The sequence below is a fragment of the Pseudomonas sp. NFACC51 genome, from assembly GCF_900103575.1.
In the GTDB taxonomy this organism is placed as follows: domain Bacteria; phylum Pseudomonadota; class Gammaproteobacteria; order Pseudomonadales; family Pseudomonadaceae; genus Aquipseudomonas; species Aquipseudomonas fluorescens_Q.
This window is the reverse complement of sequence record NZ_FMXH01000006.1, coordinates 1-12,472: the sequence shown is the minus strand read 5'-3', so window position 1 is coordinate 12,472 and position 12,472 is coordinate 1. Positions and strand designations below refer to the sequence as shown.

General features: G+C 62.5%; 9 protein-coding genes. All 9 read right to left on the bottom strand.

Annotated features, from left to right (window positions below; genetic code table 11):
- Positions 1-158 precede the first annotated feature (158 nt).
- Positions 159-962 carry an N-formylglutamate deformylase gene (hutG, locus tag BLT00_RS13575; protein ID WP_092151016.1) on the bottom strand — a complete coding sequence of 268 codons (804 nt, stop codon included), beginning with the start codon at positions 960-962 and terminating at the stop codon, positions 159-161.
- A gap of 11 nt (positions 963-973) precedes the next feature.
- A complete protein-coding gene (hutI, locus tag BLT00_RS13570) occupies positions 974-2,176 on the bottom strand; it encodes an imidazolonepropionase (protein ID WP_092151013.1) in 1,203 nt (400 codons plus the stop codon).
- A 136-nt stretch (positions 2,177-2,312) separates the two neighbouring features.
- Positions 2,313-3,845, bottom strand: coding sequence for a histidine ammonia-lyase (hutH, locus tag BLT00_RS13565; protein WP_063323336.1), 1,533 nt, complete (start codon positions 3,843-3,845; stop codon positions 2,313-2,315).
- A gap of 129 nt (positions 3,846-3,974) precedes the next feature.
- Entirely contained in the window at positions 3,975-5,498 is a 1,524-nt protein-coding gene (gene hutH, locus BLT00_RS13560; protein ID WP_092151010.1) for a histidine ammonia-lyase, read from the bottom strand.
- Positions 5,499-5,698: 200 nt separating this feature from the next.
- Positions 5,699-6,529, bottom strand: a complete 831-nt coding sequence (locus tag BLT00_RS13555) for a quaternary amine ABC transporter ATP-binding protein (RefSeq protein ID WP_092151007.1) — start codon at positions 6,527-6,529, stop codon at positions 5,699-5,701.
- Entirely contained in the window at positions 6,526-7,377 is an 852-nt protein-coding gene (locus BLT00_RS13550) for an ABC transporter permease (RefSeq protein WP_041024738.1), read from the bottom strand. Before BLT00_RS13550 ends, BLT00_RS13555 begins: the two co-directional genes overlap by 4 nt.
- 69 nt (positions 7,378-7,446) lie before the next feature.
- Positions 7,447-8,415: an ABC transporter substrate-binding protein gene (locus tag BLT00_RS13545; RefSeq protein WP_092151004.1), complete on the bottom strand. Its 969-nt coding sequence runs from the start codon at positions 8,413-8,415 to the stop codon at positions 7,447-7,449.
- Between the two features lie 70 nt (positions 8,416-8,485).
- Entirely contained in the window at positions 8,486-9,952 is a 1,467-nt protein-coding gene (locus tag BLT00_RS13540) for a purine-cytosine permease family protein (protein ID WP_092151001.1), read from the bottom strand.
- A gap of 138 nt (positions 9,953-10,090) precedes the next feature.
- Positions 10,091-11,779, bottom strand: a complete 1,689-nt coding sequence (gene hutU, locus BLT00_RS13535; RefSeq protein WP_092150998.1) for a urocanate hydratase — start codon at positions 11,777-11,779, stop codon at positions 10,091-10,093.
- Positions 11,780-12,472: the final 693 nt, after the last annotated feature.

Here is a 12,472-nt window from a genome sequence, read left to right as displayed (position 1 = left end):
CTCGGTTTTGCACGGTGGCGACAGGTTGAGGGCACTGAAGACCTCTGTGGCGAGGGAGCTTGCTCCCGTTGGGCTGCGCAGCGGCCCCAAAAACTTGCGAGCGCTACGCACTCGAGCGGGAGCAAGCTCCCTCGCCACAGAAGCTGCCTCACCACAGGTTAATGCTTGTAAGCCTGCCGCCCCCACGCCAACAAGCCTTCCAGCAATTGCCTGAGCACCACTTGCGTCGGCTCCGCCAGGTCGGCGCGATAGTTGAACGGTTCGTACTCTTCCATGTAGGTGCTCTGGCACAGTTCCAGTTGCACCGCGTGGATGTCTTCGGCCGGATTACCGTAGTGCCGCGTAATGTGTCCGCCCTTGAACCGCCCGTTGAGCACGTGGGTGAACTGACCATGGCGAGCGCAGATGGCTTCGAGCTGGCTGGCCAGGGTCGGGTCGCAACTGGCACCGTTGAACGTGCCGAGGTTGAAGTCCGGCAGCTTGCCGTCGAACAGGTGCGGGATCACCGAACGGATCGAATGGGCGTCGAACAGCAAGGCATAGCCGAACTCGGCCTTGAGCCGCGCCAGTTCCTGCTGCAGCGCCTGGTGGTAAGGCATCCAGATCTGTTGCAGATACCTCGCCCGCTCCTCGGCCGACGGCTCCAGCCCTTGGCGAAACAACGGCACGCCATCGAACAGCGTCGCCGGGTACAAACCGGTGGTGGCGCCGACGTACATCGGTTTGTCATCGGAGGGGCGGTTCAGGTCGACGACGAACCGTGAGTACTCGGCGGCCAGGGTGCTGGCGCCCAGCTCAGCGGCGAACTCGTAGAGCCTGGGAATGTGCCAATCGGTGTCTGGCAGGCTTTGCGCCTCGGGGATCAGCCCGGCCTGTACCGCCGGAGTCAGGCGCAGGCCGGCGTGAGGCATGCTGATCAACAGCGGCACGCGCCCTTGCTTGAAATTCAGGACCTTCTCCACAACCGTTCTCCTCAATCGATTTCCACGCCGTGACGCACGACGCGTTTTTCCAGATCGCCACCGAGCCAGTACGCCAGGTCGGCCGGGCGGTCGATGTGCCAGGCGACAAAGTCCGCGACCTTGCCGGCAGCCAGCGAACCGTGGGTTTGAGCCATGCCCAAGGCCTGGGCCGCATGAATCGTCGCCCCCGCCAAGGCTTCTTCCGGGGTCATGCGGAAGCAGGTGCAGGCCATGTTCAACATCAAGCGCAACGACAACGCCGGCGAGGTGCCCGGGTTGAGGTCGCTGGCCACGGCGATTTTCACACCGTGCTTGCGCAGGGCTTCCATGGGCGGCAATTGGGTTTCGCGCAGGAAATAAAACGCCCCCGGCAGCAACACCGCCACGGTGCCGGATTCGGCCATGGCCTTGGCATCGTCCTCGGTCATGAACTCCAGGTGATCGGCCGACAGCGCCTGGTAACGCGCCGCCAGGCTGGAACCGTGCAGCGACGACAATTGCTCGGCGTGCAGCTTCACCGGCAGCCCAAGTTGTTGCGCTGTGATAAACACCCGCTCGACCTGCGCCGGGGAAAACGCCAGGTATTCGCAAAAGGCATCCACCGCATCCACCAGTCCTTCGGCTGCCAAGGCCGGAAGCATCTCGCTGCAGATGTGTTCGATGTAGTCGTCGGCGCGATCCTTGTATTCCGGCGGCAAAGCGTGGGCCGCCAGACAGGTGCTGCGTACGCTGACTGGCAGCTCAGCGCCGAGGCGGCGGATGACGCGCAGGATCTTGCGCTCGCTGGCCAGGTCCAGGCCGTAACCGGATTTGATTTCCACGGTGGTCACGCCGTCGCGCATCAGGCTTCCCAGGCGCTTGGCGGCGCTGGCGAACAGCTCGTCTTCACTGGCGGCGCGGGTGGCGCGTACGGTGCTGGCGATGCCACCGCCGGCTGCGGCAATCTCGGCGTAGCTGACGCCTTGCAGGCGCTGCTCGAACTCACCGCTGCGGTTGCCGCCAAATACCGTGTGGGTGTGACAGTCGATCAGCCCCGGCGTGACCCAGGCGCCCTTGAGGTCGTTGACCGCCGGGTAGTCACCCGTCGGCAATTCGGCACGCGGGCCGATCCATTGGATGTGCTTGCCCTGGGTGACGATGGCGGCGTCTTCGATGATCGAGTAGACGCCCTGGGCCATGGTGGCGGCGTGGCAGTTTTGCCAGAGGGTTTTCATTGATGTCCTCCGTCAGGATCATTCCCACGCTCCGCGTGGGAATGCAGTCCGGGACGCTCCGCGTCCTTCGTAGATCGGGACGCATAGCGCCCCATGAGGCGTTCCCACGCAGAGCGTGGGAACGATCGAATCAGCCTTACAGGCTCGGCAACAACTGCGCCGTGACCAGCTCGTTCAGGCACCGACTCGCCAGCAATTCACTGGCCGCATTGATGTCCGGCGCAAAGAAGCGGTCCTTCTCGTAAAACGGCACTTGCGCACGCAACAGCCCCCGGGCCCGCTCCAGCTTCGTGGAGGTCTTCAAGCCGCCACGCAGGTCCAGCCCCTGGCAAGCCGCAAGCCATTCCACCGCGAGGATCCCACGGGTATTTTCGGCCATTTCCCACAGACGCTTGCCGGCAGCCGGGGCCATGGAAACGTGGTCTTCCTGGTTGGCCGAGGTCGGCAGGCTGTCCACCGAATGCGGATGGGACAGCGCCTTGTTTTCGCTGGCCAGGGCCGCCGCGGTGACCTGGGCGATCATGAAGCCGGAGTTCACCCCGCCATTGGCCACCAGGAACGGCGGCAACTGCGACATGTGCTTGTCCATCATCAACGAAATCCGGCGCTCGCTCAGGGAGCCGATTTCGGCAATCGCCAAGGCCATGTTGTCGGCGGCCATCGCCACCGGTTCGGCGTGGAAGTTGCCGCCGGAAATCACGTCACCCTCGGCGGCGAACACCAGCGGGTTATCCGACACCGCGTTGGCCTCGATCACCAGCACTTCGGCGGCCTGGCGGAACTGGGTCAGACAGGCACCCATCACTTGCGGTTGGCAGCGCAGGGAGTACGGGTCCTGGACCTTGTCGCAGTTCTGGTGCGAATCGGAGACTTCGCTGCGCTCGCCCAGCAGATCGCGGTAGGCAGCGGCGGCGTCGATCTGGCCTTTCTGGCCACGGGCGGCATGGATGCGTGCATCGAATGGCGAACGCGAGCCGAGCACCGCTTCCACCGTGAGGCCACCCAGGGCCAGGGCACCGGCAAACAGGTCTTCGCCTTCGAACAGGCCACGCAGGGCAAACGCGGTGGACACCTGAGTGCCGTTGAGCAGCGCCAAGCCTTCTTTCGCGGCCAGGGTCAGCGGCGCGAGGCCGGCCACTTTCAGTGCCTCGACAGCCGGCAACCATTCGCCTTTATAGCGCGCCTTGCCTTCGCCCAGCAGCACCAGGGACATGTGGGCCAGTGGGGCCAAGTCGCCGGAAGCACCGACCGAACCTTTAAGCGGTATGTGCGGATAGACCTCGGCATTGATCAGCGCGATCAGCGCATCGATCACCTGCCGACGGATGCCGGAGAAACCCCGGCTCAGGCTGTTGACCTTGAGCACCATGACCAGCCGCACCAGCGCATCGCTGATCGGCTCGCCCACGCCGGCGGCATGGGACAGCACCAGGGAACGCTGCAGGTTTTCCAGGTCTTCGCTGGCGATGCGGGTCGAGGCCAGCAGGCCGAAACCGGTGTTGATGCCGTAGGCGGTACGGTTCTCGGCGAGGATCTGTTCCACGCAGGCGACGCTGGCCTCGATCTGCGCCGACGCGCTGGCGTCGAGGCTCAAGGTCACCGGTTGCTGATAGATGTCACGCAATTGAGCCAGGCTCAATTGGCCGGGAATCAGGTTTAAGGCAGTCATGTATTGCTCCTTTTGAGAGTTTTGTTTTTACCCGCCAGTCGCTCCGGAATGTTCCGTTATCCGTCACCTTCGCCTTTTGGGCGATGCTTTATGGGCAATAGGTGCCTTGGCACGCTGGCGCTTTTTTGATCAATTCAAATTCGGTAATACGCTTCGCAGCATGCTCGGGTCTTTAAGCAGGCCAGCGGCACTGGCGATGTCCGGCGCCAGCCAGCGATCCTGGTCGTAGGCCGGCACGCGCTCGCGCAGCAGTTTCCAAGCGATGTCGGTGCCGGTGCCGAAGCGCTGGGCCTTGAGAAATTCAAAGGCCTGGGCCGCCAGCAGGTATTCGATGGCGAGGATCTGCGTGCAGTTTTCCAGCGCCCTGTGCAGCTTCAAGGCCGCGTTGGTGCCCATGCTCAAATGATCTTCTTGCAGGCCCGAGGTGACGAAGTTGTCGAGCACCGCCGGTTGCGCCAGTTGCTTGTTTTCCGCGCACAGCGACGCGGCGACGTATTGCACGATCATCATCCCCGAGTTCACCCCGGGGTTGGCTACCAGGAAGGCCGGCAGGCCGCTGACGTGGGGGTTGATCAAGCGGTCGAGGCGACGCTCGGCGATGGAGCCGATCTCAGCCATGGCAATCGCCAGCAGGTCCGCCGCCATCGCCACCGACTGACCGTGGGGGTTGGCCTGGGACATCACCCGGAAATGCTCAGGCGTGCCGAGCAACAGCGGGTTGTCGGTGGCGGCGTTGAGTTCGGTTTCGATCTGTTGCCGCGCATGCGCCAACTGATCGCGAGCGGCACCGTGCACCTGCGGAATCGAGCGGATACTCAAGGCGTCCTGGGTACGAATGCCCAAGCTCGAGGCGATGACTTCGCTGCCGTCGAGCAAGGCCCGCAAGTTGACCCCGACCTGCTGCATGCCCAGGTGCGGCTTGAGGGCGATGATCTCGGCATCGAACGCGGCAATCTGCCCGCGCAGGGCCTCGAAGCTCATGGCGCCGATCACGTCGGCCCATTGCACCAGCCGCGTCGCATCGGCCAGGGCCAGGCAACTGAGGCCGGTCATGCACGGGGTGCCGTTGACCAGGCACAAACCGTCCTTGGCGCCCAACTGCACCGGTTGCAAGCCTTCGGCGGCCAAGGCCTGTTGCGCCGAAACGATTTGCCCGCGATAACTGACCTGGCCGACGCCCAAAAGCGCGATGCTGATGTGGGCCATGTGGGTCAGGTAACCCACCGAACCCTGGGACGGCACCTGCGGTGTGATGCCCCGGTTGAGCAGCGCCAGCAGCGCTTCGACCACCCGGCGATGGATGCCGGATTTACCCTGGCTGTAGTTGAGGATGGCGGCGCAGAGAATCGCCCGGGTCTGTTCATCGGAAAGCGGCGCACCGACGCCACAGGCATGGCTGAGCAGGGTGTTGCGCGACAGTTGGCTGAGCTGTTCGTCCTTGAGCGAAACATTGCACAAGGCCCCCAGGCCGGTGTTGACGCCATAGGCGCGCTCACCGCTTTCGACGATGCGCTGGACGATGGCCTGGGCATTGTCGATCCGCGCCCAGGCCTGGGCCGACAGCTCAAGCTCGGCACCGAAGCGGGCGACGGCGACCACATCCTGCCAACGCAACGGGGCGTCGGCGATCACGATTTTTTCAGCCTGGGACATCTAAAACCTCATACCCATAAGTTGCCAATAACATTTGTGGCGAGGGGATTTATCCCCGTTGGGCTGCGAAGCAGTCCCATTACTTTCCATCCAATTGTGTCAGGCTGATCCCACTGCTTGGTCTGGGGCTGCTGCGCAGCCCAACGGGGATAAATCCCCTCGCCACAACCGCGTCTGGCCTTACACAACTGGGTCCGGCCTTACACCACCGCAGCCCTGCGCTGCACGAACCGATCGACATACTCATCCGCCGGCGAATGCAGGATCTCCCGGGGCGTGCCGACCTGGATCAGCTTGCCGTCCTTGAGAATCGCGATGCGGTTGCCGATGCGCACGGCCTCGTCGAGGTCGTGGGTGATGAAGACGATGGTCTTGTGCAGGGTCTTTTGCAGCTCCAGCAACTGGTCCTGCATTTCCGCGCGGATCAGCGGGTCGAGGGCGCTGAAGGCTTCGTCCATCAGGATGATGTCGGTGTCCGCCGCCAAGGCCCGGGCCAGGCCCACGCGCTGGCGCATGCCGCCGGAGAGCTGGTGCGGGTACTTGTTCTCGTAGCCCTTCAGGCCCACGGTGTTGATCCAGTGCAACGCCCGTTCGGCGCACACCTGTTTGCTCTCGCCGCGCACTTTCAAGCCATAGGCGACGTTGTCCAGCACGCTCTTGTGGGGCAGCAGGCCGAAGCTCTGGAACACCATGCTGATCTTGTGCCGGCGAAACTCGCGCAGGGCGTCCATGTCCAGTTGCAGGATGTCTTCACCGTCCACCAGGATCGCACCACTGGTAGGATCGATCAGCCGGTTGAAATGGCGCACCAACGTGGACTTGCCGGAACCGGACAGCCCCATGATCACGAAGATCTCACCCGTGCCGATACTCAGCGACAGGTCGTTCACGCCGACCACGCAGCCGGTTTCGGCCAGCACCTGGTCCTTGGTCTTGTCCTGGCGGATCAGCGCCAGGGCTTCCTTGGAGCGATTGCCGAAAATCTTGAAGACATTCTTGACTTCGATCTTGCTGATGGCTGCGTTGCTCATTTGCTCACCTCGTGCCGAGGACGACCATAGGCCTGGGTAATGCGGTCGATGACCACGGCGAGAATCACGATCGCCAGCCCGGCTTCCAGGCCACGGCCGACGTTGAGGGTCTGGATGCCCACCAGCACGTCTTCACCCAGGCCACGGGCGCCGATCATCGAGGCGATGACCACCATCGACAGGGCCATCATGGTGGTCTGGTTGATTCCGGCCATGATGCTCGGCAGGGCCAGGGGCAGTTGCACGCCGAACAACTGTTGCCAGCGGTTGGCGCCGAAGGCGTTGATGGCTTCCATCACTTCGCCGTCTACCTGGCGAATCCCCAGGTCGGTCAGGCGGATCAATGGCGGCGCGGCATAGATCACCGTGGCGAAAATCGCCGGGACCTTGCCCAGGCCGAACAGCATCAACACCGGAATCAGGTACACGAAGCTCGGCATGGTCTGCATGATGTCCAGCAGCGGCATCAGCACCGAACGCAGGCGATTGCTGCGCGCCGAGAGGATGCCCAGGGGAATGCCGATCAACACCGAGATCAGCGTCGCCACCAGCATCAGGGCAAGGGTCTGCATCAGTTTGTCCCACAGGCCCACCGCGCCCACCAGGAACAGCAGGCCGACGATCACTGCCGTGGCCACGACCTTGCGGGTGGCGTGCCAGGCAATGCCGCCGACGATGGCCAGCATCAGCCACCAGGGCGCCATGCGCAGCAGGCCTTCGAGGTTGACGATGGCCCACAGCAAGGTGTCGGAGATGTGCCGGAACACATCGCCATAGTTGGTCACCAGGGCGTCGACCCAACCGTTGACCCAGTCGGCGATGGAGAAGGTAAAGCTTTCGGGAAACATAAGAGACTCTCGATCAGGTGGATGCAGTGAACGTCCCGGCCAACCCTAGGATTGGCCGGGGGATTCGACCTACAGAGCCGCGTCGATTTTCTTGGCAGCGTCTTCACTGACCCAGGCGTGCCAGACTTCAGGATGTTCCTTCAGGAAGATCTTCGCCAGCTTCGGCGACTCGATCCGCTCCTTGGCCATGCGCCCGAGGTTCTGGTTCAGGATATCGATGGGCAGGTTGACCTTTTCCAGCACCGTCACCAACTCCGGGGCTTCGTCGTGGAAGGTCTTGGACAGGCCGACCTTGATGCTCACGCTTTTATCCACGCCCGGTTTTTCTTCCAGTTTCACCAGGTCCACCTGGCCCATCAGCGGCGTAGGCGACCAGTAGTAGAACAGGATCGGCTCGCCACGCTTGTAGCTCGACAGCACCGCCGCATCCAGGGCCGGGCCGGTGCCTGGACGGAAGTTGGTGTAGGTTTTTTCCAGGCCATAGCTTTTCAGCATTTCGCTGTTGTCCAGCTCACAGGTCCAACCGGCCGGGCAGTTGTAGAAACGGCCCTTGGACGGTTCTTCCGGGTCCTTGAACACGGCAGCGTACTGACCCAGGTCGGCGATATTCTTCAGGCCCGGGGCCTTGGCTTCGAGCTTGCGCTTGGCGTCGCCCTCAACCACGTAGCGCGGCACATACCAGCCTTCGATGGCCCCCACCACCGGGGCGCCGACGCCGACCACCTTGCCGGCCTTCTCGGCCTTGTTCCACACCTCGCTGCGGCCGACCCACTCTTCGGCAAACACCTGGATGTCGTTGCTGCTCAGGGCATTCTCCATGGTGATGGAGTTGCCTGGCAGGCTGTCGGTCTTGCAGCCGTAGCCTTTTTCCAGCACCACTTGCAGGACGTCGGTCAGCAGCATGCCGCTTTCCCAGTTCAGGCCGGCGAACTTCACCGGTTTGCCCGACTCGCACCAACCCGCCGCTTGTGTGGCGCTGGCGCCGGCCAGCAGGCCCATGGAAAGCAATGTGGTCAGCAGGGTCTTGTTCGACTTCATTATGTGACGCTCCTAATCAGTTGGATTGGCTTACGGCAGTCAAGAGGCATCCAGCCCTGTCAACGTCCCATCAGACCGCTTGGATGCGGCCCGCCCTGCTCGGTTGTGCGTCAACCGTGTCCTGCTCGAGCGGCAGGATCAATTGATCGGGTACTGCGCTGTGCCACTTCTTGGCGACGACGTAATACAGCGCCGCCGGAACCACCAGACCGATGATCCAGGAAATATCCACACCGCCCATGGCTTCCACCAGCGGACCGGTATAGAACTTGGTGGCGATAAACGGCAGTTGAACCAGTACGCCGAAGACATAGACGCTGATGCCAAGGGCGTTCCAACGACCGTAGCGACCGTTCGGGTCGGCCAGTGCCGGTACGTCATAGCGCTCGCGGGTGATGCAGTAGTAGTCCACCAGGTTGATCGCGCTCCAAGGCGTAAAGAACGCCAGCAAGAACAGGATGAAGGACTTGAACGCACCGAGGAACGAGTGCTGGCCGAGCAGCGCGATCAGCGTCGCAGCGCCGACGATGACCAGCACGAAGACCAGACGCTGCAGGCGCGTGACGTTCAGGTGACCACGAAAACCGCTGATGATGGTCGCGATGCACATGAAGCTGCCGTAGGAGTTCAGCGTGGAGATGGTGACCTTGCCGAATGCGATGCTGAAATACAGCAGCGCAGCCGTGGCGCCGGCACCGCCCAGGCCCACGATGTAGGCCACTTCGTGACCGGCGAACTGCCCATTGGCCGAGGCCGCGGCAAACACGCCGAGGATCATCGCCACCTGCGCGCCGATGACTGAACCTGCGCCTGCGGCAAAAAAGGTTTTCACCGAGGAAGTTTGACTCGGCAGGTAACGCGAATAGTCCGCCACATAGGGGCCGAAAGCGATCTGCCAGGAGGCCGCGAGCGACACCGCCAGCAGGAAGCTGCTCCAACTGAAATGGCGGATTTGCAGGAGTGCGCCAACGTCCGTCTGGCTCATCAGGCGAGCGAACAGGTAAACGAAGGCGATCACACCCAGGATGCTGGCGACACGGCCAATGAAGTGAATCACCCGATAACCAAGCACCGTGACCAACACGATGACACTGGCGAAAATGAGGATGCCGACACTGTCGCTGACATCAAACAACTGGCCCAGCGCCTGACCGGAAAGCACGGTGCCCGTCGCGGTGAAACCCAGGTACATCAGGCACACCAGCACGATCGGGATGGCCGCGCCATACACACCGAACTGCACCCGACTGGAGATCATCTGCGGCAGGCCAAGCTTGGGCCCTTGCGCGGCATGCAAGGCCATGACGCCACCGCCGAGCACTTGGCCGATCAGCAAACCGATCAACGACCAGAACACATCACCGCCAAGCACCACCGCCAATGCACCGGTGACAATGGCAGTGATTTGCAGGTTGGCCCCCATCCAGAGGGTGAACTGGCTCAACAGCCGACCGTGTCGCTCCGCTTCCGGGATGTAGTCGATCGAACGTTTCTCGATCAACGGCTTGCTGCTTGCGCGTGTGCTACTGACAGCCATGGTTCAACCTCTGTGGATTGTTCTGGAATTCATTTTCGCCGCTGCTTCCCTGTGGGAGCGAGCTTGCTCGCGATAGCGGTGGGTCAGCACTGACACGCCCTCATCGCGAGCAAGCTCGCTCCCACAAGGGGCTCGGGGTTACTTGCCGGTAATCATCGGCAAGTTCAGCCCCTGCTCTTTCGCGCAATCGATCGCGATCTGGTAACCGGCATCGGCATGACGCATGACGCCGGTGGCCGGATCGTTGTGCAGTACGCGAGCAATGCGCTCGGCCGCCTCGTCGGTACCGTCGCAGACGATCACCATGCCCGAGTGCTGGGAGAAGCCCATGCCGACGCCGCCACCGTGGTGCAGCGACACCCAGGTCGCGCCGCTGGCGGTGTTGAGCAAGGCGTTGAGCAACGGCCAATCGGAGACCGCATCGGAACCGTCCTGCATGGATTCGGTTTCACGGTTGGGGCTGGCCACGGAACCGGAGTCCAAGTGGTCGCGACCGATCACGATCGGCGCCGACAATTCGCCGCTGCGCACCATCTCGTTGAACGCCAGGCCCAGCTTGGCGCGCTGGCCCAGGCCGACCCAGCAGATCCGTGCCGGCAAACCCTGGAAGCTGATGCGCTCGCGGGCCATGTCCAGCCAGTTGTGCAGGTGGGCGTCGTCGGGGATCAGTTCCTTGACCTTGGCGTCGGTCTTGTAGATGTCCTGCGGATCACCGGACAGCGCAGCCCAGCGGAACGGGCCGATACCGCGGCAGAACAGCGGACGGATGTAGGCCGGGACGAAACCAGGGAAGTCGAAGGCATTTTCGACGCCCTCTTCCTGGGCCATCTGGCGGATGTTGTTGCCGTAGTCAAAAGTCGGCACGCCCATTTTCTGAAAGGCCAGCATGGCTTTGACGTGGATGGCCATCGATTGCTTGGCGGCCTTCACCACGGCGGCAGGTTCGGTCTTGGCGCGGGCACGGTACTCGTCCCAGGTCCAGCCGGCCGGCAGGTAGCCGTTGAGCGGGTCGTGGGCGCTGGTCTGGTCGGTGACCATGTCCGGACGCACACCACGACGGACCATTTCCGGCAGGATCTCGGCAGCGTTCCCGCACAGGGCGATGGAAATCGCCTTGCCTTCGGCGGTGTATTTCTCGATGCGCGCCAGGGCGTCGTCGAGGTCGGTGGCTTGCTCGTCGACATAGCGGGTTTTCAGGCGGAAATCGATGCTCACCTGCTGGCACTCGATGTTCAGCGAGCACGCACCGGCCAGGGTCGCGGCCAAGGGTTGCGCACCGCCCATGCCGCCCAGGCCGGCGGTCAGGACCCAGCGCCCCTTGAGGTTGGAGTCGTAGTGCTGGCGACCAGCCTCGACGAAAGTTTCGTAGGTACCCTGCACGATGCCCTGGCTGCCGATGTAGATCCAGCTGCCGGCGGTCATCTGGCCGTACATGGCCAGGCCCTTGGCGTCGAGTTCGTTGAAGTGCTCCCAACTGGCCCAGTGCGGCACCAGGTTGGAGTTGGCGATCAGGACGCGAGGGGCGTTGCTGTGGGTCTTGAACACACCCACCGGCTTGCCGGATTGCACCAGCAGGGTTTCGTCGTCGTTCAGGTTGGTCAGGCTTTCGACGATCTTGTCGTAGCACTCCCAATTGCGCGCCGCGCGACCGATGCCACCGTAGACCACCAGTTCCTTGGGGTTCTCGGCCACTTCCGGGTCGAGGTTGTTCATCAGCATGCGCAGCGGCGCTTCAGTCAGCCAGCTCTTGGCGGTCAGCGTGTTACCGCGAGGGGCACGGATTTCAACGTCACGGTATTTTTCAGGTTTGCGGGTAGCGTCGGTCACAGCAAAAACTCCTCAGCGATCAATCCAGACCAGCCCGGGCAGTGGGCAGCGATTTAGCGAACGTTGCGTTGAATATCAGTGACTCATACGCATACGTCTTTACTTGTATGTACAAGCATATGCAATCAAGCGGCCAACTTGTTGGAGGTGGTGTTCAGAAACGGTTGGGGAATTGGCTGAAAGCCTTGTGATTTCAGGGCTGCTGAGCGGCATGAAATTTTTTAAGAGGGTTTTCGAGAGGGCAATCGGAGGGTCACAGAAGCATGGCATTGCGCCACGCTGGGGCATTCGGTAACAAATTGGTGCGCAAAGAGGAAACAGCGAGGACGAGGCTTTTTGTGGCGAGGGAGCTTGCTCCCGCTGGGCTGCGCAGCAGCCCCCTCTCAAGCTCACTCAATCAACCTGATCCACCGCGTCGCCGGATTTTAGGGCCGCTGCGCGCCCCAGCGGGAGCAAGCTCCCTCGCCACGGGGGAATTGGGCACGGCGTGGATTAAGGGAATGCCTCGAATCAGTGTCAGTTTTCAAGAGCAAATCGGTTGGTCGAGCGGGATGCTTTTGTGGCGAGGGAGCTTGCTCCCGCTGGGCTGCGCAGCAGCCCCCTCTCAAGCTCACTCAATCAACCTGATCCACCGCGTCGCCGGGTTTTAGGGCCGCTTCGCGCCCCAGCGGGAGCAAGCTCCCTCGCCACGGG